We start from the raw sequence: 24,133 nt of genomic DNA on the forward strand, positions 1-24,133 counted from the left end.
ATTTCATATTTAGATTGTTAATAATCAAATGAACATCATATAATTTTATCTCAAATACTGCAAGTGTCAAGATTTATAAAAAATCGTATATTGATCTTTCACATAAAAAAACAGGGGTGCTATTTAAGGCAGCCCTGCTCAATATTGACGATCAGTTGACACGTGACATAGAAAATGACAATGCCTGCTGCAGTTCGTCCTGTGCATTTCTTAGACTCTCCAGTGCTTCTGCTGATGGATCACCATCTCCCTGTATTGCTTCAAGTGTTCCATTCAGCGCCTGGGAAATTTTATAAAAATCGATGCTGGAATGCTTCATTGCCACCCCTCCTTAGAAAAGCGCAAGCGCCTTGCCCGCCCCCGACAATCCCTCGAGGGGTAGGCGCTGGAGCTAGACAGCTCTCGAAATAGAATATAGATTCTTATGGTATGAAAAAAAGAATCAGATAGAGATATTCTATACAGTTTCAGAAGGAATTATGCTTTTGTTTTTTAATACTATTTATTTCTTGGCGGTCTTTTTCCCCAGTACTGGTAATAGTCAGTGCGAATAAAACCATTGAAGAGCTTGCGTTTCTTAGTTGCCTTTTTTCCAAAGTGAGTTTCAAATTCTTCGTCTGAGGTCAGGATATAAATGGACCATGTGTCAAGAGAAGCAAATGCACTCCCCATTTCAGCATACATTCGCTGTACCGCAGACTTCTCACCAAGTCTTTCCCCATATGGAGGATTTCCGACAATGACACCATATTCCTTAGCAGTCGTAAAATCGCGCACTTGCATTTGTTTGAAGTTTATTAAATCTCCCAATCCAGCTTCAAATGCATTTTCTTCAGCTATTTTCACCATCCTGTGATCAATGTCAGCACCTGCAATATCGAGAGGCTGATCATAATTCGCCAGGTCTTCAGCTTCATTCCTTGCATCTTCCCAGACTTTTTCAGGTATCCATGACCATCCTTCCGATATGAATTCACGATTAAAACCTGGTGCAATATTCTGGCCGATTAACGCTGCTTCTATCGGGATAGTGCCAGATCCGCAGAAAGGATCTGCAAATGGCTTATCCGGGTTCCAATTAGTCAGCATAACCAATGCAGCAGCAAGTGTTTCCTTCAGTGGCGCTTCCCCCTGCCCTGCACGATATCCCCGTTTATGCAGGCCGCTTCCGCTGGCATCGATGGTCAAAAGCGCTACATCTTTATGAAGAGCAACTTCTATTTTAAATAACGGCCCATTTTCTTCGAGCCAGCCTGACTTGTGATACTTCGTTCTCATTCGTTCCACTATTGCTTTCTTGACTATAGCCTGACAGTCAGAAACGGAAAAAAGCTTGGACTTCACAGATTTTCCTGATACAGGAAATTCGGCATTTTCAGGCATATACTTTTCCCAGGGCAGCGATTTTGTTTTCTCAAAAAGCTCATCAAAACTTGTTGCTTTAAATTCTCCAACTTTTATGCGAATCCTGTCTGCTGTTCTCAGCCATAAATTCGACCGTACAATTGCAGCTTCATCGCCTTTAAATGTTATTCTGCCATTTTCAACTTCACATTCATATCCGAGATCGCGCACCTCTTTGGCAGCGAGTGCCTCAAGCCCCATAGCCGTTGTGGCGATTAAATCATATTTAGACATATTTTCACCTTACCTAAATTCTTATTTCTATATATGTATACCCAAACTGAACTTGGTTATTAATACATAAAGTATATCTGTTTACATACATAGCCGCAACGTATGCCTGTTTGGCCCCATTATTTTAGCCAGCATGGCAGAAAAGTAAAAAGCTCTCCCAAAAAGGAGAGCTTGAATTTATAACACTCATACTGTCTCACTAATAACGTTCTGTAAGCCATGTTTTGTACCGTAGTACTGCAAGCGACATATGTCTCGTACTCAGGTGGCAATCATCTATCTACAGGCATCTGCCTGTCCTTCCCGTTGTTCATTTCCTCAGGGAAAGTGCCCCTACCATCATTTGGGTTTCTCGCTCGCGGGGTTTACCTCGTTCCACCCCTTTCATTTCTGAAAAGGCTACGTCACTGTGGCACTTTCAAGGTATTCATGCCATATCCCGAAGGACTTAGGCATTTTCCCTGCCGTCAGCCAGAGCTAGCTCCGACTGCCCTAGCTTATGAATTCGCTAGGCACGAACACTACAGGCATCTCAGCCTGTGCGAGCATGGACTTTCCTCTACAATATAAAGTATATTGCAGCGATTACCCGAACGCTATTAATGATCACAATGAATATTATATGTAATCTGTGATGGAATAGCAATGGTTTTAAACAGGAAAAACTGACAATTCCTGTCAATCGTACAATTTACTGCCAAAAACGTGTTTTTCCAGATTTGATAATCTTTTTAGAATATCAAAATTGGTTGTACCTGCAGTTTGTGCTGCCGGTCTGCGTGAAGCTTCATCAACCTGTTTTTTCAATCTCATATTTTCCTGCTGAAGATCTTCAATTTCCTGATGGAATGCTTCATAATCTTTAATGACCAAATCTAAGAACTTATCAACATCTTCAGGCTTATAGCCTCTCATGGCTGTCTTAAACTCTTTTTCCAAAATATCTTTTGCAGTTAATTTAATTTTATCGGATAGCATGACACTCACCTCAGTATATCGCCAATCATAATTAATACTATTTTTCCAGAGATATGTACATTTGTCAATTTATCTGAGCATTATTCAAATATGTCTCTCTGAGAGAATTGTTCTTCTTCTACAATCAATTGTAAATCATAAAAGGTGATTAGTCTAATGTCATATTCATTTTCTTCCTGATATTTTTTTGCGGTTTCATACAAATATTTAGGGCTGCCCTCTTTTTCCAAATCATAAAATAGAAGCAGCACATCACTTTTGCTGACAAAAAAGTGATTTTTTAATCTGAATTGCTGAGGGTTTTCATAAGGTTTTTTTGTTACTGAATCAATAAAATCAGCCTGAAGCAGTATAGATTCATACCATTCTTTGTTCGCATCCTTCCAGGACGCTTCCTGCTCCAAGAAAGGAGTAATGACTGCAAGCTTCAGGTCTTCGTAACCTTCCAGCTTAAGATCAGATACAACTTCAGCTGCCCAAAGCTCGGCACCCAGCTGCCCGCTGATGATAACCCACTCGAGCCCATCATCCATCAGCGAAAGCAGGCTTTTTCTTATGGCGCTTTTTATATAGCCGACTGCCGGGTCATCATTTTTAAATATCCCTACTTCAAAAGGCTTGTACCCCGAAATAACTGCTACTTTTGCCAATTGCAAAAACTCCTTAAAGAAATCTGCCTGGGACTTATTTTAGTACCATTGATATTTATATAAATAAAACAAGGGCATAAAGCCCTTGTTTATTATCTGCCGGAAAAACTCGGCCCTTGTTTTGGACCCATACCGGTTGATGCTCCTGCTACGCCAGTACCTGGTCCGCCATACCCAGGACCCATTCCCATGCCTGGGCCCATTCCCATACCTGGACCCATTCCTGGGCTATATGCACCTGCCACGCCTGGTCTTGGTCCCATATTAACATTCGATTGTGTCACCTGGTTCACGTTAGACTGCGATTGCGGGAAAGAATGCTGATTCTCATAGTTAATGTGGTTTACATGAGTATGATGTGTAGGATGTATGTGTGGAACCACAATGTTCTGGAACGAATGAGTTACACAGCATTTTGTCGGATGAACAACAGCAGGCATCACCTGCGAAGGTCTTGGTCTGCAATACATATAAAGATCCCCTTTCGAAATTGTTTTTACATTAACAACCTATGTGAGAAAGAGTAATCTTGTACTAATGAAAATACCTATTTTTTAGGTACTAGCCCTAGAGCATACTGTAGAAACTGTCTTTTAAATTGGAGAAAACGATTGCTGTAGTGAAAATTACAAGGAAGAATAAAAATAAGATTGCTTTATACATTTTACCAGCCCCACTATATAAAATTCCTAAAAAAGTACCACACAAGTTATAATTTTACCTGTTAGGAGAAGTACATACAACTAGGAAATAGTGGATTTTTTTGTCTGGTATATTAAAATTATGTTACAGGGAAATTTAAGTTCGATTAAACTTTCGTTCAAGCCGTACAATCCGCCGATGTAATTCTTCCTGTTTAATTTTTAGCTTTTCTGTTTCGCCACCTGAGATTTCTTTCATCATGTTAAAAGCTTTTTTTGCGTACATAATAGCCTGGTCTATATCCTTTAAGCGATGCTCATAGATCTTGGCCAGTTCAATGCATGATATTACCTTCATATTCATCAAGCCTTTTTCAGCAATATCCTTCCATAATTTTGCCGCCTCATCCCAGTTTTTATGTTTCTTATGCTCAAAAGCCAGTGCAAACCTGGCATTCAAAGCTTCAGAAGACTCTCCTCCGGATATTTTATTAAAGGCTGTCTTCGCCTGTGAAGATTCACCCAGTGTTGAAAGCCATCTTCCTACTTCATAGACCTCACGAGGAGTCTGTTTTTCATCCAGCTGCATTATTTGGAAAGAAAGATGTGTATACAGACTGATCAAGGATAAAATATCTATTTCATTATGTTTTATGATTCCCAGCATTCCTTCAGGATTTTTTCTTTCCACAAAATCAAAATAGATCATCGGTGCCAGAAAACCCGGAATATCATCCTTTCTTTCAATCCCCAAAACATCCTTTTCTACTGCACCAAGTTTTATCCTCTCGAGTTTGTGCTTCCACATTCTTCTTGCTGCATGATACAAATCAAAATGGCCAAATGGAGGAAGTTTTGGTACATGCTCCCTAAGAAGGGTATGCCTTGTTTTTACCTGCGGCCAGTCGAAAGCCTTCCCGTTGTATGTCACCATTGTTGAATAATCAATGCTTTCAAGAAAGCTCTTATACAATGGAATCTCGGCTCCAGGTTGAGGAAGGATATGCTGCTTCAGCTTTATTTTACTCCCGTGCAGACTGGCTTGGCCAAGCAGGAATATAGTATTGCCAGTACCTCCGCCCAGACCTGTTGTCTCTGTATCAAAAAAGAAAAGATTCTCCGGCCCATGACCGGCAGCAGACAGGGGATGCCTGATGTCTGAAGAATTCCAGGCCTCCACCGCCGCTGTAAACTGTCCAAAAGAATAGATTCCATGCATTTGATCAAGGCTATACTCCTTTTCCCTTACTAGGCAATAGGAGTCCTCAAAATAATATGGATAGACATTTTCGGATTCCCATACTTCTTTGAATGGCACATCGATATTATTCTTTGACAACTTTATGGGAGATGACTGTTTATCCTCTGTGCCGAGATGGCCTTTTAACCTGTTCAGTTTGTTTTTAATGGACAATGCTATCACCCGCATCATTAACACCATTTTTAAAAGAGCTAAGTATCTTCAGTACGTCTTTTTTTGCCGTTTCTAATGAAGTATCTGTTCCGGTGCAGGAAGGACAGCCCTGGTCACATGAACATCTGCTTACCATTTCCATCGTTTCGTGCATGATATGTTCTATTCCCCCAAAAATTTTCTCGCTTAACCCTACACCGCCGGGGTACCTGTCATAGAAAAAGATTGTCGGCTTTTCATTATGGGATGCTTTTACCTGGGGGACAACATGAACATCCTGAGGATCACACATAACAAATAGCGGCACTATATGCTTCAGGGCATGCGCTGTTCCGATGAGTCCCTGCTCAAGCCGATCTTCCTTATAATTTAAGGATTCCTTGTTAAACGAAAGCCAGGTTGAGCTTGTATGAAGTTCTTCTTCCGGAAGTGTTATTGGACCAGATCCGATATTTTCATGTGTTTCAAACTTAATTTTCTTAAAGATCGTAGCCATTGCCACTACACTTACATCCCCAAACCCTACTTCTCCAATGGTGGATGTTCTGAGTTTATCCTGTTCCAGCACCTTTAGCTCAACTGCCAGGTTAGCATCTGTAAAATAGTCTACATCCACTTCGCGGACAAAGGCTTTTTTCTCTTCCCAATCAAGCATTTCCACCTGAAACTGGGTCCCCTGGTGGAGATAAATTGCTTCTTCATGCAGAAGAGTCATAGCGGAAAAGCGGTCCATTTCCCCAATAACTTTCACATTCGCGATATCTGATTGATCGATTATAACGACATTTTCCTGTGATGCTGAACGGAGGCTGATGTTATGGGCAGGAAATGAGTCTTTCATCCAATAGAATTTATCTCCGTTTTGATGCAGTATCCTTTCTTCTGCCAGGTATTCCAATACCTCTTCAGTTTCAAAGGTGCCAAAACGTTCCCCGGCATTAAAAGGAAGCTCATAGGCTGCACACTTGATATGATCCACCAGAATAATAAGGTTATCTGGATTAATTCTGGCTGTTTCAGGACTTTTATTAAAAAAGTATTCAGGGTTTTGAATAACATATTGGTCGAGTGGACTGGAACTTGCCACCATGATGACAAGTGATTCACCATGCCTTCTGCCTGCACGTCCAGCCTGCTGCCATGAGCTGGCAATTGTACCGGGGTATCCAGTCATGATACAAACCTGCAGCTGTCCGATGTCCACTCCGAGCTCAAGGGCATTTGTGCTGACAACTCCATAAATCTCCCCTGAACGAAGTCCTTTTTCTATTTCCCGCCTCTGGGTTGGCAGATACCCCCCTCGATAACCCCGAATAGCTTTAGATCCCAATTTATGCTTTACAAGCTCCTGGAGGTAGGTCAGAAGAATCTCGACTCTGACTCTGCTTCTTGCAAACACAATGGTCTGGATTTTGTTTTTCAGAAGTTCACCTGCTAGCTTTCTCGCTTCCAGAGTAGCGCTTCTTCTAATATTAAGCGGTTTATTGACAATAGGAGGATTGTAAAATACAAAATGCTTTTTCCCGCTCGGGGCTCCATTATTATCTACGAGTTTCATCGGCTTTTCTGTAAGCTTTTCTGCGAGTTCCAATGGATTTGCAATTGTTGCAGAAGTACAGATAAAAATGGGGTCACTCCCGTAAAAGCGGCAAATACGTCTAAGGCGGCGTATGACATTGGCTACATGGCTTCCAAATACTCCTCTGTAAATATGAAGTTCATCTATGACCACATACTTCAAATTTTCAAACAAAGACACCCATTTTGTATGATGGGGCAATATCGCAGAATGAAGCATATCCGGGTTTGTTATAACCACATGCCCAGCCCTGCGTACCTTTTGCCGAATGTTTGCTGGTGTATCCCCGTCGTATGTATAGGAATTGATATCCAATCCAGACTCCTGGATGATTTCATTGATTTCGCTTTTTTGGTCCTGTGCCAGGGCTTTTGTCGGAAACATATAAAGCGCCCTAGCATCTGGATCATTGACAATCGTCTGCAGGACTGGAAGGTTGTAGCAAAGCGTTTTTCCTGAGGCTGTTGGAGTAACTGCTACAAAACTGTCCCCATTAATGGCTGTACGATAAGATGTTTTTTGATGTGTATAGAGCCTTGTAATGCCCCTTTTTTGCAATGCCTCTATTAATGAGGGATGAATATCTTCCGGAAGGCAGGCAGTCTTAGCCTCTTTTTCTTCTATTGTATGCCAATGGACAATATTATCTTTATATTGCTGTTCAGATATAAGTTCTTTCATGATTTCAGGCAGATTTTTACGTACTTTCATCTATTTCACCTCATACCACTATTCTAGCGAATAAACGTTCGTTCTAACAGAGCAAACTCTTAAATTCCATTAACTTTTTATGGAAATATTCTATTAAACTTTAAAATCTTCGTCCGCAATTCCTCTTAATCAGATTTCATGGAAAAAATTGACTGAAAGTTCCAAATATAGGACAATATTATGTATATTTTTCATTTATTTAAAAGAGGTGAAGCCATGCTGCACAGCATTTTAAAATCAGCAGCGGTGTTTTTGTTAATACTGATTGGATTTATCCTGATTCTTCTTCTTCCCCGGGAACAAGAGGTAACTGTTTTTTCGGCGTTTCATGTTGAAGCGGATTATCCCTTTAGCTTGGAAATATATAAAAAGAGAATACAAGATTTTACTGATTATATAGTAACTGAAAAAGGTTTGGGTGATGCAAGGAGCGGACGGCCAGTCAGTGAGGAATCAGCGATATTTGTTATGCGCAGCATTAAGATTATATTGCCGGCTTTTATGGCCAGCATGCTCATTGGCACACTGATGGGTGCACTCCAATTTTACAGGAGAAAAAAATTCACCGGGAAGCTGCAGAACTTTCTTTCATGGCTGTTTTCTTCCGTACCCGATTTTTTTCTTTTTATTGCCATTCAATATCTTTTGATTCTGATGATGCAGCATGGGCTGCCCCACTTTAAGCTTTACGGGCATGAAAATTGGTATAGCTTTTTACTGCCTCTCATTTCTTTATCCGTGTTTCCATTTCTTCATATGTCCCGTTTCACGTCGGCTGCACTTGAAAATGAAATGGGGGAAGAATATGTGCGCACAACCTATGCGAAAGGTCTGGGCGACTTTAAAGCACTCCTGCATATGCTCTGGAATTGCTGGTCCCCCATTTTGAACCAGGCGCAGCTGGTGATGCTCTATATCCTATCCAGCCTGCCAATCATTGAAAAGCTGGCTGGCTATAATGGGGCAGGCAAGGAGCTGCTATTCAGCATATCTTCTAATGATGAAATAAAGGCACTGTCCCTAATGCTCCCTTTCCTCTTTATCATGTTTATAACTATTGTCCTTTCACAGATAGTAAAATTCTGGCTCGTGCCAAAAGGAAGGTTGTGATGGAGTATGCGCTTTTCAATATGGTTTAAGAAACATGCCTTATTTTGTATAGGAACTGTTTTGCTGCTGATATTATTGGCAATCACGTTTGCCGGACCATATCTTCCTTTTGTAGACCGCGAGTTAACAAAGATTACATACATCCTTAATGAGGATAAAAAGCCAGTTATACCCCCATATCCGCCATCTGAGGATTACCTCTTCGGCACTGACAAAAGCGGAAGAGATTTGCTCAGCCTGGTCATATTGGGAGCAAAAGAAACAATTTTGCTGGTTGCCTGTATAACTGTCCTGCGATATGCACTGGCCATTCCGCTCTCCTTTCTTGCTCACAAAAAGTGGATGGGTACACACCTCCTCCTTAAATGGCTTAATGGACTGCTGTCATATATTCCAACAATCATCATTGTCATGCTTCTTGCCATGCTTCCGCCATTTTTGTTAACTGAACACCGGCCTCTATTCCTGCTTCTAATTATAGGTATGGCAGAAATGCCCCGTGCTGCAGAAATGATAAAGCTGGAATTTGATCAGATATCTTCCAAGGAATATATATATGGAGGAATTGCTGCTGGGGCTTCACCTTACAGGCTTTTCAGAACATACTATCTGCCTTTTCTTTTTAGTAAGCTTCTTGTATATATGGTTACAGACCTTGGAAAAGTCATGTTTTTGCTTGGTCAATTAGGGTTTGTCGGCATTTTTATTTCCCAGGATTTAGTCCAATCTATGGGAGGAGATTGGCAATTGATCAATAATTCGATTTCTTGGCCTATGATGCTGATGAAGGCCTTTGAGGATATAAGAGGCCCGATTTGGATTCCTTTCTTCCCAGCTTTTGCAATGACCTGCGCCATCTTAACTTTTAATATATTCGCTCAGGGATTAAAATCATTTTTCACCAATAAAGTCCGATATATTTAGGTGTTCCAGCCGGCCTATCCATTTAAGGGCCTGATTTTATATAATAAGCTTTTCTTAATATAAAGTTTATGAATGTTTTTTGTTACAATAAGCTTAATAGGACAGACGCAAGAGGTGGATTATGAGAGCAGAAGAAATTAAGGGAGTTCTTTCCCAGTTCTCTCTTTTTAAAGAACTGAACAATGAAGAGCTGGATAAAGTGGTAGAGATATCAATTTCTCGGGAATGGAAAAAAGGAAGTCACGTTTTTCTTCAGGATGACCCGCTTGACAATGTTTATTTTATTAACTGCGGCAGAGTTAAGATTTATAGAAGTGACATTAATGGAAAAGAGCAGATTGTTGCCATCTTAACAAAAGGCGAGATGTTCCCTCATGTAGGATTTTTCAGAAAAGGCGGGTATCCGGCTTTTTCGGAGGTGCTGGAAAATGCTCAGCTCGTCGTTGTGCCAATTTCGCAATTCGAAAAGGTACTAATTGAGAACCCTGAGCTGTGCATAAAGGTGTTTAAAGTTCTGGGCGAGAAGATTGTCGATCTGCAGGAGAGGCTGGAAGCGCAAATTTTAAACAATACTTATGAACAAATCATCAAATTGCTTGTCCGTCTTGCCAAAATGCATGGGCAAAAGCGTGAAGACGGCAGCTTTATTTTAAAAGGAGACTTCACCAATAAAGACCTTGCCAATATGATTGGCACTACAAGGGAAACGGTCAGCAGGACTTTAACAAAAATGAAAAAAGAAATGTTAATTGAAACAGATCAGGATGGACATTTAATCATAGATCCTGATCAGCTCTTAGAGACAATCTTTTAAAAACCGCACTATGCGGTTTTTTTCTTTTACCTTAATGCCGGCAGGAACATCCACCCAATGGGCAGCATAGGATATGTTGAAAAATCCTGTTTGAGAGGGGATGGATGTATATATGGAGGATCCAAAGAAAAAAGACCGAAATGAGCCATTTGGTGACTTAATGAAATCGATGAATCAGCTTTTTCATGAAAAACCCGTTAGAGGATTTCTGCAGACTATGGATGATTTCTTTAAGAATCCCTTCCCAACTTCTTCTTCCTTCCATGTCGATGTTGCGGAAACCGAAAAAGAACATATCATTAGTGCAGAACTTCCAGGAATAAATAAAGAGCAAATACAAATTGACATCCTGGACAATTATATAACCATTTCTGTCAAGTCCACTGAGATGATAACAGAAGAGGATGAGAAAAATAAAGTTTTCCGAAGACAGCAAAGCATGCAGCGTTCCAGCCGGACCGTTCCCCTTCCCCAGCCAGTTAATGAAAAGAAAGTAAAGGCAGTTTACCAAAATGGCCTTCTGCAAATCACAGTGCCAAAGCAGCAGGGAAAAAGAATCGTGATCGATGAAAGCTGATCCTGCCTGCAAGCCATGTAAAATTGATTCACTAATAAGGTCGGGTTAAACAAAAACAAGCAGAATCAATGCCTGCTTGTTTTTGTTTGAATGAACTGAATCAAAGGTGCTAATTAGCTGTTTAGTTTAGATGTATCAATCCAATTATTGAAATACCCGGTCGGAACACTGAAGTAATCTTTTGTGAAGGATATAAACTCCTTCGTATCGACCTCTTTATAACGGAAATTTTGATAATAATCGGACAAGAACTGCATCCCCACTGCTTTAGGGGATTCCCCTTTTAAGGGATACTTTTCCTGAATCATTTGTAAAATCTCCAGAGCAGGCTGCCCGTAGATATAGCCTGTATGCTTTACCTCATTAACCGGCACATTTGAATATTGCCTGCCAAAGCCAGCTTCTTCAATGGCCTCCATTCGATAATGGGAAATGCCAAATGCCTGTCGTTCAGCCTGATTTTGACCTGCATAGAAGTACATAGAGGTGGCAAATTCAGTAATTCCTTCATCAATCCATGCATTATTGTATGGGTCATTGGCCACTACGCCATAAAAATACTGATGAGCAATCTCATGGACAATAGAAATATCATAAAACCTCTTATCATCAATATATGGGTTAATAGTTACAATACCGGGATATTCCATAAATTGTCCATCATCCAATACGATGTCAAGCTGTTTATGCGGGTAGTCTCCTATATTATCCTGATAGAATGTTAATGCATTTTTTGCCAGAGTCAATGAAGCTTCATGATCTTTATCATGATTGCTTCTTGAAAATAATCTGACCTTCACACCGTCTTTCGCTTCCGTTTCATAAACTTCCATATCCTTCATGACAGCAATGAAGAAGTCTCTGACATTTTTGGCTTTAATATTCCCTTCATTTTTCCCTTCTGCCGGATCTTTGTCTGCTGTAGAAGCCAGAGAATACCCTTTTGGAAGTTTATAGGAAACGTTGAAATCAGAGAAGCCTGTATGAAATGTTTCCAGCCCTTCCATATAAGGCTCTTTATTCCATTTGCCTTTTTGATATACTGCAGCCATAGGGTACCATTGAGCAAGATAATAGTTTGTGTCTACTTTTGAAAAGCGGCTGCCTTTGTCAGGGACTGTAAATGCATATTCAATCTTTACATTATGTCTGCTTTTATCTTTCATTTCAGGTTTTAACTTTATGGTTAACGTATCACCCTTTAACTTAAAAGACGCTTTTTGCCCATTCACTGTCACCTTCCTGATATCTGCCTCAGACGTTCCTTCAACAGAATCAAATGTATGACCCTCTGTAAAAACATTTGGAATAAAATAAAATACAAGCTCTTTCCATTCTTTATTTGATTGGTTTTTCATTTGGATAGTAGCATCGGCAGTGAAATAGCCTTCGCCATTCATTTTCAGATCAATGTTGTAATCCGCGTGGCTTCCGCTTCTAACGCCAATATTGGCGTCTTTTGCTGCAGTTACATAGATTCCAGCACCAGCAAAAGCAATGACTAATGCAGAAAAGGCTGCTTTAGGGGCAGAAAAAGACCAAAATTTCTTTTTTCGGCCATATTGTTTTCTGGAAGGCTGAATTAACGGTTCATGCCCTGTCCTAATCCATGGTGTACGCTGGTAATTTGACTGAAATCGATTCTTCAATCCATTTGCCAGGAGACTGAAGGATACTGTTGTATATAAAAGGACCGCAAGCGGCGCAACTAATATATGAGTGTTTCCATAGATGTTCAATCTTGCCTGCCCAACAAGCCCTGACAGCTCTTTTGTAGCTGATAGGTATATGATGGGGTCAAATCTCATAATGGTTCCGCCGACAAAAATATTCAAAAGCGCCAGCTGTCCCATAAGAGCAATCACATACACAATTTCAAGTATAAACATAACAAGGAACGTTTCCTTTAACTGAGGGAATATATGCTTCCAAATCAAACGGTGTTTTCCAGCTCCCAGTGCTTTGGCCGCTTCAATATAAACGGATTTAGATAATTCAGCGGTTTTAAGCCTTACAGATGACACTATGCTGGGAATGCTTATGATTGACGCAATAACTATAAAGTAGACTATTAATACATTTTGCTTAAGGCTGCTGTTGAAGCTTATTGGCGCCAGGAAAAAATACAGGATCAGAAACAGCGGAACATAGCTCCATGCATTTTCAAAAGCAATCAGCCAGCCTGGTGTCCTTTTCAAGCTGCCAGCATACAAACCGATGATGGTTCCGAAAGCCATTTTAATGATCGTAACAGCAGCTGCAATAAAGACAGTGTATCTTAATCCATATAAAATCATGGACAAAAGATCGTAGCCCCATTTGTCAGTCCCCAGAGGATAGGAGGATGATTCAAAGGGCTCCAATGGCGGAGCCAAAACCTTCCCGTCTGTATATTGTGTTTCCAATGCCGAAGTCAATGAATGCGGTGCAAGAATAGGCCCAAATATGCTGAAAAATAACAGGACTGCAACCATAAGAATTCCGATAATCAAGGAGTAATTTATTTTTAGCATCTTATTCATAGATAAAACCCCGTTTAAACAGATAGAATATGAGTCTGTTAGAAATATAGACAATTAGAGAAATTAAAAGCATGGCAAACAAGCCAATTGCGATCGGCTGGACCTCATTGCTCTGAAAAATAAATTTCGTTATGCCGGAGACATTCATAATATGTTCAATAATGAAGAGATTGCCAATGGCCAGGGAAATCACCTTGATTAGCTCAGATTTAATAAATGGCTCCAAATTTTTAAATACATGCTGAAAATTTATGTAATTCAAGCTCATTCCTTTAGCAACTGCAGTCTTAATATAGTCCTCCCCGCTTGTTTGATAATATTTTACCGAAACAAGCTTAAATAGATATAGAGTTGGAGCTAAGCTTGCGAGCACTGTTGGAAACCAGATGTTAAGGGCTCCTCCATCCGGCCTGAGTGAAATCACTCTGATCCCCGTCATTTTATAAATTTTAACGGCAAGAATCATAGACATTACAATGATTATAAAGTCGGGTATGGACGCAAGGATATTCAAGAAAGCCCCAAAAAGCTTAGTAAGCCTGAAACGGCTGATAAAAACTCCGAAAATAAGACTTATAACTAAGGAAGCATTCACAGCTATCAATACAATTAACAGACTTGTAGTAAAGTTATCAGCAATATCCCCGGCTATAGGACGAGTTTGCCGGCCGAGCTGATAGGTACCCAGGCTGCCCCCGCTTACTTCTTTAATAAAATCACCATAAATCTGAGGTAAACTTTCAAAGCTCCAATCAAGACTCCCGCTTAATGGATCAACAGAAATAATTTTTGGCATTGCCGCAAGAAGCAAAATCAATATAAATATGATAAATATTTGCTGAAGCGCACGAACCATACAAATCCCCCTTTAATGACCATGAGCCATTTTTCTATTTTTCACTTTTATCTAAATTTTGTCAATCATACAATTACATTTTCCTGGTTAATAATTCCTGTTTTTTGGGAGTTGCAAATAATAGACCAGCTATTTTATTTTCAAATATATTTAATTTTTTTTCAAGTCTGATTTTTATATATAATTCCATGCCACTATAATAATAGACAAAAAAAAAGGCCATTTCGGCCATGATCAGTTAAGCTTTAAATATTCCGCCAATTCCTTTTACCATTGATGACACTTGCGTTACAGCTGACATCATCTGACCTGCGGTGTCCACCATTTTATTGAGATCAAGCGAACCATCCTGGGCTTTAAAGGAATTCATAATGCTTTGCACTCCGGATGGCTGTTTAGGAATGAATGATTGTTTAGGATACGGATTCATATACGGCATCTGCTGCGCAGCGGACTTGCTTGCCTGAGTTCCGTAATAATCTTCAGATTCTAATGGGTTTTGAAAAACACCAGCATTTTTCGAACCGGTCTTTGCGTAGTATCCTTGGTCATAGTTATGCTGCGGATAGGGATTTGGTGAATAATTTTGCTGCTGCAATCCTGCCATCTGAGGCGGCTGATGATACTCCATATTATAAGGCAAATAATAAGGGCTATACTGTCCAGCAGAATTATAATAATTCTGCATTGGCTGCTGCCTCATATAAAATTGGCCATTCGCCCCCATATAAAATGGATCCATGTATATACTTTGATTTAAATGGCCGTATGGCTGAAGATGGCTCGCTCTATTCATTACTCGGCCAAACATGGGCAAACATCCTCCCCATTCAAAAAATATAAGTATATTAGCAATAATTCCAGGCAAAAGCCTTCTAATTATCACCAATATAATATATGAAAGATTTGCCCAGAATGTGAAAGGATCATTAAGATTAATAATGGAAGCGGTTTCCGTTTTTGTCTAACTATGAAGAATGGTGTCGGAAGTTTGATTTTTTTAAAAACGATGAAAAATAAATTTTCATGATAGGATATAAAAAACAAAACAGTTTCTTGTCCCCTTTTTCATTTACCGGGCTGCGGGGAAGGAATTTCTCCGCGAATCAATATTCAGAGGAGGCAATATCATGAATGTTCACGAACTAAAAATGAAGTTTCATCAGCTGCGGGAGTATACTCCTGAAAATGTTAATGAATTATTGGATTTTGCTAAAAAGGCCTATATCCATAATGAAATTTCCAGTACAGATTATCGAAATCTCGTTCGTGAGCTTGAAGCTCAAGGAGCGGCCGTTCCGGAAAGCTACAAAGATAACACCCTCCAGGATTCAGTAAATGCATAAGAAATTAAAAAAAAGGGATCCTATTTCAGGTTCCCTTTTTTTCTTCACCTGCTAATTTTATCAATTGCTTTAGGACATACACGGCGGAATTAACATAATTAATGAACCTGGTTTTGCTTGTTTCAGGGAAAAATGCCTGAATGGAAACCATTTCAATATGTTCAGCAGCAGATTCAATCTGCTGAGGATAAAGATTTCGGGGGTTATGAATGCCAATCCACTTCAGGGCTTCATCTTTCCATCTATCATTTATGGATTTAACATCATCAGCAAAAGGTTTGACTTCATTATAAAAATCACCCTTTTCACCTGATTCCTTAACTTTTTTAAACCTGCTGTCTGAGATTTCCACATATTCAAGCAGCTGTTCTGTCATTTGCAGCAGTACTTTTTCACGATTCATTCAGCTTCATCTCCAAAAATAAAAGTAGCTAGTCAACATTAGCTACTGAAGGATACTGCTATTCTATGCCAATTAGAAGCCAAGTTCAAGCTTCATTCCTGCTGACCTTTTTGCGTCTTCTATATTGTCTGCCTCAGACTTGATTACTGTCATATCCACTTCAATCGCTTCCAGCCTGCTTTCGCAAACCTCCAGTTTTTCTGTCTGTTCATAATACCAATCCTGACGAAGTCCCGACAAATTAGACTCCAGTACATTTTCAAGCTCTTCCAGCTGATCATATATTTCTGTAAGCATGGCCAGCAATTCATCTTTTTCTACCATTTTTCCCTGCATACAAAAAACCTCCCGATTTCTATTTCTCCTTGCTTCCTGCAATAAAATACGACGAAGGATACAGTGAAAATTTTGCTGTGTGCCTACATAATTCTATTTCGCTCGTAGGTTTCCTCCATGCATGACAAAACTAGAAGTGATTCGTCAAAGAAAGTACTAATTTGCAATTCAGCAACATGGTTTCGACAGCCCCCGGAAGAATGAAAATAGCGTCATTGAACAAACTAATTAACGGAGGTGTAATGTAATGGAAAAAAAAGAAAAACAAAATAAAGCACAGCCAAAAAAGCTGGAAGAAACAAAAACAGGCTATGGCAATAAGAAGCTTGAAGGCCCTGACCGCCCTTCAACTTAAAAGAACAAAGGCGGAAGCGCCTTGATCAGCCCCCGACAGGCATAAGACGAATTACGCAGGAAATCCTGATTTCTGGAGTGATTTGGCTTATGACCCGAGGGGCTAGGCGCTGGAGCTGGATGCAGATATTTTTTCATCAAAGTTATTACATTGTTATACTTTATAAATTCATATAAAAGCAAGGGCTTCCTTGCTTTTTTTCACTGTTCCGCTAACAAAGCAAGCGAATTAATTTTCCCAGCTTCGCAGCAGTATGAAGCTGTTTCTGCTTATGCAAATACCATTTTGTAATATGGACAGGGTGTTTTAGGACAACTGATTCTGATGACCATTTACTCTTAATGCGATTTTTTACAGACCAATCATTAAATTGATGAATGTGATGTGTGATTATTGGGTATGTACAGCGTAAGAAAGGGGTGGTTCTCCGTTGTCTTCCCTTAAAGTATTTCTCATAATCATGCCTTGAACCAGTATGAATTGTGCCTGAAGCAAATTCATACACGTCCCCATAATAGCTGGTGTCAAATAAGATTTCAGCCAGCCGTTTTCCAAGATCAATTCTTTTGGACACCGATCGGAAACCATTTACACTTGCCCCGTATAATTCCCCTTTACACGTAGGGAAGATTACAGAACTAAAATGAAGATAGTCCTGAAAGGAAAAAAGCAATGTATGAAAAACTTTATTCTTATAAATTTCATGTTCCATTACTGGTTCTTGGATAACATTTTGTTCATTGATAATCAGTGAGATCATTAACCTCTTTTTATTTCTATTTTTCCAGAAAGAAAGCCACTCCTGTTCCATAAATGCCGATACATGAAAAATTTTTAATAAATGAAACATTGGTCTATTTATTTTCGTCGAATAATGATAGAGGAGCAATTGTGGAAATGCATCCTGAAAAATCAGCCAATTGGCCCTTTCATATGTAATATAAAGCATATCCCTCAATTTCTTTCCTATCAATTTAGGAAAACAGCTTCCTTCAAGATCACACATATTCCAGCCGGCATTTCGAGACACCATGGAAGCAAGAAACGCCCAGCGAATCTCAGGATGCTTTTTATAAAACCGGAAATAGGCTTCCGTTCTTGAAATATTGTCCAGGTTATATTTTGCTGTCATCTTCATAATATGATCCATAATTGCCTGTTCCTTTTTCTCATGGCTGTCCAAGAATTTCCCAGGAAGGAACATCTCATTTCACCTCAGAAACTGATTGGTCTATCTTTAGCCAGCAGGCAGACATGCCAAATGACTCTGTAACACGATTAAAACCGGAAATAATGCTCAAATGGAGTTTCCTATATACTTTGTTATTTAGAACTTTTTATTCAGCCAAATCAAGCTTACTTTTGTTATTATAGGGAGGAGTTTAAAACGAGGTGAATGCATGAATTTCCATTATCCTAATGGCAGAAGATATACCCCACCTGCTAATAGCGCCAAAAAATTAACACCAGAGAAGAAATGGACCTACAGCAATCGTGGAATGACATTGGAGGAAGATATAAATGAAACCAATGAATTCTATTTGGAACAGGGAATAGCCACTATTCATAAAAAGCCTACTCCTGTTCAAATCGTCCAGGTCGATTATCCAAAGAGAAGTGCGGCCGTTATTAAAGAAGCATATTTCAAACAAGCTTCAACAACCGATTATAATGGTGTGTATAAAGGGAGATATATTGATTTTGAAGCAAAAGAAACTCAGAACACGACCTCCTTCCCTTTAAAGAATTTTCATGAACACCAGGTGAAGCACATGGAGAAGGTACTAGCCCAGCAAGGGATTTGTTTTGTTCTTCTCCGCTTCTCTGCTACCGAAGAAGTTTTCCTTTTAGAAGCACATCATTTGCTCTCATACTGGGAGAGAATGAAGGATGGGGGAAGAAAATCAATTACCAAGGGTGAAATCGAAATGCATGGCCATCACATTCCGCTTGGATTTCAGCCCAGAATTGACTATATTAAGATAATAGATTATCTTTATACCCTTAAATAAGTTTTTTTACAGTTCCATTGTTAAGAAAGGATGAACATAGATATGACTGAAAAATATCAATCAAGAGAGGAGCGCCGCAAACAGCAATCCAAGCCTAAAAAGAAGGGCGGGAAAAAAGGCACAGGCACTTTTAAACGTATTTTTCTTATTTTAATTGCCCTCGGAATTGCTGGAATGCTTTTAGGAGCAGGCGCTTTTGCTTTTATGGTGAAAGACGCACCAAAACTTGATGAAAAATTGCTGAAGGATCCAATTTCTTCACAGATTTACGATATGGATGGCGAATTCATTACAGATGTAGGATCCGAAAACCGTGATTATGTCGCTTATGAAGATATACCCAAACTAGTGGAAGACGCCTTTTTGGCAACTGAGGATGTCCGCTTTTACAAACATAATGGGATGGATTTAATACGATTAGGCGGTGCAGTAATTGCCAACGTAACTCGCGGATTTGGTTCGGAAGGGGCGAGTACGATTACCCAGCAGGTGGTAAAGAACTCCTTCTTAAATAATGAAAAAACGCTAAGCAGGAAAGCTCAGGAAGCCTGGCTCGCCTTCCAGCTTGAGCGCAAGTATACAAAACAGGAAATCTTTGAAATGTATGTAAACAAGATTTATATGTCTGAAGGGCATGGAGTTTTAACGGCATCGAAAATCTTTTTCGGTAAAGAACTTGCTGAGCTGGAGCTGCATGAAGCAGCCCTTTTAGCCGGCATGCCGCAAAGCCCGAACAATTATAATCCTTTTGATCATCCTGACAAGGCAGAGAAAAGAAGAAATATTGTCCTTTCTTTAATGAATCAGCATGGTTTCATTACAAAAGAAGAAATGGAAGCAGCCCAAAAAGTTCCTGTGGAATCTACACTTGTGGCTGAAGAAAAAAGAGAAACAAATGAATCAAAATATGATTCCTTTATCGACGTTGTCTTGGATGAAGTGGAAGATAAATACCCGGATCTAAACCCTTATTCTGATGGACTAAAAATTTATACGACCTTGGATCCTGATGCACAGAAGCACGTAGAAAACATCTTAAACACTGATGCAGCGGTAGCGTATCCAGATGACGAGTTCCAGGCGGGAATCACCCTGCTTGATACAAAAACCGGTGAAATCAGAGCAATTGGCGGAGGACGCAATCAGGAAGTAAAACGCGGATTTAACTTTGCCGTAGATCAAAAAAGACATGCTGGTTCAACTTTTAAACCGATTGTCGATTATGGACCTGCAATCGAATATTTAAAATGGGGAACCTATCATACTATAGTTGATGAACCCCACACATACTCCGGAGGAACAAAGATCAATAACTGGGATGGAAAGCATATGGGCCCTATGTCTATGCGTGAAGCCCTTGCCCGTTCCCGTAATATCCCTGCCCTGAAAACACTTCAGGAAGTAGGGACTGATAAAGCATTGGAATTTACTAATAAATTAGGCATTCCAATGGAAGAGATGTATGAGTCCTATTCTATCGGCGCTTATGAGGTTTCCTCTCTGCAGGTAGCCGGCGCATACAGTGCATTTGGAAACAATGGGTTTTACACTGAGCCTCATGCCATCAAGCAAATTGAAATGCGTGACGGCACAAAGCTTGATTTGAAACCTGAATCTGAAGTAGTAATGAAAGATTATACAGCATTTATGATCAGTGATATGCTGAAAAGCGTAGTTAAGTCTTCTTATGGAACCGGCCGTCTGGCAGATGTTCCAGGATTGCCTGTAGCAGGAAAAACGGGGACTACAAACTACACCGATGAACAGGAACAGGAGTTTGGAATTCCTGGAGGTGCTGTGCCTGATGCCTGGTTTGCAGGATATACAACTAACTATACAGCGGCTGTCTGGACCGGCTACCAGGATAGAAAAAATTATATCCCGGCAGGCGATGAGCAAAAAATTGCTCAAAAACTGTTCAGCAGCTTAATGGCACATGTATCAGAAGGAAAAGAAACAGAAGACTTCAAGGTCCCAAATTCAGTTGAGAAAGTAGCGATTGAAAAAGGCAGCAACCCTGCCAAACTTGCAAGCCAATTCACGCCTAAGGACCAAATCATTTATGAGTATGCTGTAAAAGGCAATGCTCCGACACAAGTGTCTGAGAAGTTTGATAAACTGGACTCCCCTTCTGGCCTTTCAGCGAACTTTGACCAGGAGATAAATGAAATTACATTATCATGGGAATATCCAGAAGATGCAGAAGGCACTCAATTTGAAGTGACGGTATCCGTAAATGAAGGCGGAGATCAGCAGCTTAGCGTTACTTCAGAAAAAGGCTTAAAAATTGCCAATCCCCAGCCAGGAGCTGTATATACCTTTAAAGTAACAGCATTTAACGGTGATCAGCAAAGTGACCCAGCTACTGTAAAAGTAGAAATCCCTGATCCAAGCGTCATCGAAGAAGATGAAACTGAAGGTGAAGGACAGGATGGAACTGGCGAAGAAGAACAGGATGGTCAAGAAGGTCAAAATGGTGAAGACGGCCAGGGCGGAAACCAAAATGGAGACGGCTCTGGAAATGGTAATGGTGATGGTTCCGGAGATGGTTCCGGAGATGGATCCGGAGATGGTGAAGGAGCCGGAAACGGTGATGGTGATGGTTCCGGAGAAGGTGATACCGGTACCGGAGAAGAGAACGGAACGGGTACTGGAGGAGATACTGGCAGCGGCGGAAACGGCACTGGCAGCGGAACCTCAGGCTCGAGCGGTTCTGGAAATGGATCTGGCACATAACTAAATAGAAGTAAAGAGCTGACTCAGTGATGAGTCAGCTCTTTTTTGTCTATGTACTGCTGAGTTTTTTTGGAAATGAGCTGTACTGGTACACTTTTACGCGGGTTATGGGGGTTTGTGGCACACTACCTCCTTTTATACGCGAAACTCTGGGGTTCGCGCGGACCTCGACCTTTTGTGCGCGCATTTCACCAGTTTGCGCGCGCTTTCCTTCCTTTTGAGCGCGGCTTTTTTTAGTTACGCGCGAAACTCTGGGTCTTGCGCGGATCTCAATCTTTTGTGCGTGCATTTCTACAGTTTGTGCGCGCTTTCGTTCCTTTTGCGCGCGGCTTAATGGAATTTATGCACAGCACGTGCAGTTCGTGCGGCCTATTAAAACTGATGACCTTTTTCTCTAGCCATAGAAAAAAGCGCCTATCATTTACAGGCGCTTTCTCTTTATTTTTTCCAATGCAAGCATCTTCATATATTGCTTTTCCATTTCAGCCATTAGTTCAGACAGCTGTATATAAGAATGATAAAAAGCCGGTCGTGCAAAAATGAAATTAAGCCGTTCTTTAAGGTTCATTGGCTTTATTGGCAATTCTCCAGGATCTGACTGAAGGTTTACCGGCTTGCTGTTTGCCCAATACAATAGCTGTAAAAATACTCCCAAAGATACTTTCATCGGACCTAAGGCTGCCTTCTGGTCCCGGTTTGAGAAGTGCATTTTCAAAACTTGTCTCTGCCCTGCCCACTCATTCATTAAGACCGGAATATATTTATCGCTGGTTTCCCAAGGCCTTACAGCAGGTATGCCCGCATAAAAAGCCGCATCATATAAAAATGGCAGGAGAGGCTGATAAGCTGAAAGGGATCCTTCTTTTACAGCCAATGAATCATTCTTTTTGTAAAACAAGGGATGGCATAATTGTTCTGTAACAGGAATGGCTATCTCCCCGGTCATTTTGCTTGCTTTACCTTCATTCGTTTTTTGCCTTCCCGGCACAAATCCAGCAGAGGGCAAATCTCACATTGAGGATTCTGTGCCTTACAGTGGTATCTTCCAAAAAAGATCATACGATGATGAGTTATTGACCATTCATCCATCGGCACTTTCTTCATTAATGTCTTTTCAACTTCAAGTACAGAGTCCTTCCAGCGGCAGAAGCCAAGCCTTTTGCTTACTCGTTCAACATGAGTATCCACTGCAATGGCAGGCACTCCATAAGCCACTGAGACAACGACATTAGCAGTTTTGCGGCCTACTCCAGGAAGTTTTGTAAGCTCATCCCTGTCGCGCGGCACTACACCCTCATATTCATCCAGAAGCAATCTGCATAGCTTTTGGATATTCTTAGCTTTGTTGCGATAAAGACCAATAGAGCGGATATCCTCCTGCAGTTCCTCAAGGGTAACATTAAGGTAATCCTGGGGTGTTTTATACTTTTGAAACAGGTTTTTTGTCACTTTGTTTACCAAAGCATCAGTACATTGTGCCGATAGTGCTACAGCTATGACCAGTTCAAATGGATTGGAATGATTTAATTCACAGTGTGCTTCCGGGAACATTTCCCCCATTGCATCAAGGCAGTATCTAATTTGTGTTTTATTTAACAAAGAAATCACCAACTTACTATCTTCAAAATTTTGGATGCTGCTTAAGCCTGCTTACTGTTCAAGCCAATTATAAAAGGGAACGGATTTCGTTGTCTGTGATGAAGTGTCTTCCCTCTTCGTCCTTTGCTGTGCCTGGTTCTGCCTGAATTTTTTGCCATAGCTTTTTGCCTGTTCAATCGTTTTTATGCCGTTCTTTTTCCATTCAAAAAGAATCCGGTCTATATATCTGAAATTCAGTTTGCCGGATAGGACAGATTCTCTTAGTGCTGCTTTTATTATATGAGGATCATGGTGATCATCATCCATCCAAAGCGCAAGTGTTTCACATTCAAAAGGTGAAAGCGGCCTGCCGAATTCCCTTTCAAAGCAAGTATAAAGATCTGTTTCCTCTTGCTGACTCTTAACTGCTTCCTCTTTTTTGCCGGTGAGCAGAAACTGGTCAATAAGTTTCTCCCAAAGCGGATCAAGATGGTATCTTTCATATCTGATGCCATCAGCAGAGTAGCTATCTTTAATGTCAATAAAGCCTTTTTGGATTAGTTTTCTTAGCAGATCCGTACATTCAGCCACAGAAATGGTCATGCGGGAAGATAATTCTACAGGGGTGGGAAATTCATTCCCGTGTTCAATATAGGAAATTACATGAAGAATTAAGACGAGTTCATGCTCATTCAAATTCATTTCTTTATATTGTGACAGCAGGACTCCAGGTATTGAAATATTTCCTTCCTGAAGCCATTTTAATAAACTACTTTTAGACATTCGGGACACCTCCTTATCAGTATATCATGAACATAGCGGCCAAAGTGAGATGAAAAACCGGTAACTTTTCCATGAAGATTCAGCTTGACTGTTTCTTCTAAAAGATCTAGCGGGAATCGGAAGAAGCAAAAAATCCGCGGAAGGCGGATTTTTGCTTTATCTCAATTAAT

Annotated in this window: 23 protein-coding genes and 1 other RNA gene; 7 read left to right on the top strand and 17 right to left on the bottom strand. The window is 40.3% G+C overall.

Annotated features, from left to right (window positions below; translation table 11 throughout):
* Positions 1-151: 151 nt before the first annotated feature.
* From JI665_RS06915 to JI665_RS06950, 8 genes are all read right to left on the bottom strand, one after another.
* Positions 152-319, bottom strand: coding sequence for a hypothetical protein (locus JI665_RS06915; RefSeq protein WP_206838105.1), 168 nt, complete (start codon positions 317-319; stop codon positions 152-154).
* A 179-nt stretch (positions 320-498) separates the two neighbouring features.
* Complete coding sequence (locus JI665_RS06920; RefSeq protein ID WP_206838107.1) at positions 499-1,638, bottom strand: THUMP domain-containing class I SAM-dependent RNA methyltransferase; 1,140 nt, start codon at positions 1,636-1,638, stop codon at positions 499-501.
* Positions 1,639-1,846: 208 nt separating this feature from the next.
* Positions 1,847-2,235: RNase P RNA component class B (gene rnpB / locus JI665_RS06925), an RNA gene on the bottom strand.
* Between the two features lie 81 nt (positions 2,236-2,316).
* On the bottom strand, positions 2,317-2,616 hold the full coding sequence (gene gpsB / locus JI665_RS06930; RefSeq protein ID WP_113884602.1) for a cell division regulator GpsB: 300 nt from the start codon (positions 2,614-2,616) through the stop codon (positions 2,317-2,319).
* Between the two features lie 80 nt (positions 2,617-2,696).
* The gene (locus JI665_RS06935; protein ID WP_206838109.1) at positions 2,697-3,266 is read right to left on the bottom strand and encodes a DUF1273 domain-containing protein; all 570 of its coding nucleotides are present in this window, start codon (positions 3,264-3,266) and stop codon (positions 2,697-2,699) included.
* A gap of 92 nt (positions 3,267-3,358) precedes the next feature.
* Positions 3,359-3,736 (bottom strand): CotD family spore coat protein, encoded by a 378-nt coding sequence (locus JI665_RS06940; RefSeq protein ID WP_206838111.1) that lies wholly within the window; start codon positions 3,734-3,736, stop codon positions 3,359-3,361.
* A 328-nt stretch (positions 3,737-4,064) separates the two neighbouring features.
* Complete coding sequence (locus JI665_RS06945; protein WP_206838112.1) at positions 4,065-5,321, bottom strand: ribonuclease H-like domain-containing protein; 1,257 nt, start codon at positions 5,319-5,321, stop codon at positions 4,065-4,067.
* Positions 5,311-7,611, bottom strand: coding sequence for a DEAD/DEAH box helicase (locus tag JI665_RS06950; protein WP_206838115.1), 2,301 nt, complete (start codon positions 7,609-7,611; stop codon positions 5,311-5,313). The genes JI665_RS06945 and JI665_RS06950 overlap by 11 nt, the downstream gene beginning before the upstream one ends.
* A 216-nt stretch (positions 7,612-7,827) precedes the next feature.
* Here JI665_RS06950 and JI665_RS06955 point away from each other — a divergent pair, with 216 nt between their 5' ends.
* The 4 genes from JI665_RS06955 to JI665_RS06970 all read left to right on the top strand — a co-directional run bounded on the left by JI665_RS06955 (position 7,828) and on the right by JI665_RS06970 (position 11,036).
* Positions 7,828-8,721, top strand: coding sequence for an ABC transporter permease (locus tag JI665_RS06955; protein WP_206838117.1), 894 nt, complete (start codon positions 7,828-7,830; stop codon positions 8,719-8,721).
* Positions 8,722-8,727: 6 nt separating this feature from the next.
* Positions 8,728-9,645, top strand: a complete 918-nt coding sequence (locus JI665_RS06960; RefSeq protein ID WP_206838119.1) for an ABC transporter permease subunit — start codon at positions 8,728-8,730, stop codon at positions 9,643-9,645.
* Between the two features lie 121 nt (positions 9,646-9,766).
* Positions 9,767-10,459, top strand: coding sequence for a Crp/Fnr family transcriptional regulator (locus JI665_RS06965; RefSeq protein WP_206838122.1), 693 nt, complete (start codon positions 9,767-9,769; stop codon positions 10,457-10,459).
* 112 nt (positions 10,460-10,571) lie between these two features.
* On the top strand, positions 10,572-11,036 hold the full coding sequence (locus JI665_RS06970; protein WP_206838125.1) for an Hsp20 family protein: 465 nt from the start codon (positions 10,572-10,574) through the stop codon (positions 11,034-11,036).
* A gap of 113 nt (positions 11,037-11,149) precedes the next feature.
* On the opposite strand, the gene JI665_RS06975 is transcribed toward JI665_RS06970, so the two are convergent.
* The 3 genes from JI665_RS06975 to JI665_RS06985 all read right to left on the bottom strand — a co-directional run bounded on the left by JI665_RS06975 (position 11,150) and on the right by JI665_RS06985 (position 15,225).
* Positions 11,150-13,558, bottom strand: a complete 2,409-nt coding sequence (locus JI665_RS06975) for an ABC transporter permease subunit (RefSeq protein ID WP_206838129.1) — start codon at positions 13,556-13,558, stop codon at positions 11,150-11,152.
* Complete coding sequence (locus JI665_RS06980; protein ID WP_206838131.1) at positions 13,551-14,414, bottom strand: ABC transporter permease subunit; 864 nt, start codon at positions 14,412-14,414, stop codon at positions 13,551-13,553. The genes JI665_RS06975 and JI665_RS06980 overlap by 8 nt, the downstream gene beginning before the upstream one ends.
* Positions 14,415-14,652: 238 nt before the next feature.
* Complete coding sequence (locus JI665_RS06985) at positions 14,653-15,225, bottom strand: YppG family protein (protein WP_206838133.1); 573 nt, start codon at positions 15,223-15,225, stop codon at positions 14,653-14,655.
* 319 nt (positions 15,226-15,544) lie between these two features.
* Here JI665_RS06985 and JI665_RS06990 point away from each other — a divergent pair, with 319 nt between their 5' ends.
* Complete coding sequence (locus JI665_RS06990) at positions 15,545-15,760, top strand: YppF family protein (RefSeq protein WP_009332703.1); 216 nt, start codon at positions 15,545-15,547, stop codon at positions 15,758-15,760.
* Positions 15,761-15,785: 25 nt separating this feature from the next.
* Here the strand turns inward: JI665_RS06990 and JI665_RS06995 are convergent, their stop codons facing one another.
* The 3 genes from JI665_RS06995 to JI665_RS07005 all read right to left on the bottom strand — a co-directional run bounded on the left by JI665_RS06995 (position 15,786) and on the right by JI665_RS07005 (position 18,058).
* Positions 15,786-16,163 carry a YppE family protein gene (locus tag JI665_RS06995; protein ID WP_206838135.1) on the bottom strand — a complete coding sequence of 126 codons (378 nt, stop codon included), beginning with the start codon at positions 16,161-16,163 and terminating at the stop codon, positions 15,786-15,788.
* A gap of 72 nt (positions 16,164-16,235) precedes the next feature.
* Positions 16,236-16,499: a hypothetical protein gene (locus JI665_RS07000; RefSeq protein WP_206838136.1), complete on the bottom strand. Its 264-nt coding sequence runs from the start codon at positions 16,497-16,499 to the stop codon at positions 16,236-16,238.
* Between the two features lie 566 nt (positions 16,500-17,065).
* The gene (locus tag JI665_RS07005) at positions 17,066-18,058 is read right to left on the bottom strand and encodes a DUF2515 domain-containing protein (RefSeq protein WP_206838138.1); all 993 of its coding nucleotides are present in this window, start codon (positions 18,056-18,058) and stop codon (positions 17,066-17,068) included.
* A 196-nt stretch (positions 18,059-18,254) separates the two neighbouring features.
* Here JI665_RS07005 and recU point away from each other — a divergent pair, with 196 nt between their 5' ends.
* Both recU and JI665_RS07015 read left to right on the top strand, forming a co-directional pair.
* Positions 18,255-18,866, top strand: a complete 612-nt coding sequence (recU, locus tag JI665_RS07010) for a Holliday junction resolvase RecU (RefSeq protein WP_206838139.1) — start codon at positions 18,255-18,257, stop codon at positions 18,864-18,866.
* Between the two features lie 42 nt (positions 18,867-18,908).
* A complete protein-coding gene (locus JI665_RS07015) occupies positions 18,909-21,602 on the top strand; it encodes a penicillin-binding protein 1A (protein ID WP_206838141.1) in 2,694 nt (897 codons plus the stop codon).
* 421 nt (positions 21,603-22,023) lie between these two features.
* Here JI665_RS07015 and JI665_RS07020 read toward each other — a convergent pair whose 3' ends face one another.
* The 3 genes from JI665_RS07020 to JI665_RS07030 are packed head-to-tail and all read right to left on the bottom strand — an operon-like array spanning position 22,024 to position 23,963.
* Positions 22,024-22,548, bottom strand: coding sequence for a YpoC family protein (locus JI665_RS07020; RefSeq protein WP_206838142.1), 525 nt, complete (start codon positions 22,546-22,548; stop codon positions 22,024-22,026).
* On the bottom strand, positions 22,545-23,201 hold the full coding sequence (nth, locus tag JI665_RS07025; protein ID WP_206838147.1) for an endonuclease III: 657 nt from the start codon (positions 23,199-23,201) through the stop codon (positions 22,545-22,547). The genes JI665_RS07020 and nth overlap by 4 nt, the downstream gene beginning before the upstream one ends.
* 51 nt (positions 23,202-23,252) lie before the next feature.
* Positions 23,253-23,963 carry a DnaD domain-containing protein gene (locus JI665_RS07030; protein ID WP_206838150.1) on the bottom strand — a complete coding sequence of 237 codons (711 nt, stop codon included), beginning with the start codon at positions 23,961-23,963 and terminating at the stop codon, positions 23,253-23,255.
* Between the last annotated feature and the right edge of the window lie 170 nt (positions 23,964-24,133).

Origin of the sequence: Bacillus sp. NTK034 (genome assembly GCF_017303275.1) — a bacterium.
Lineage (GTDB): Bacteria > Bacillota > Bacilli > Bacillales > Cytobacillaceae > Cytobacillus.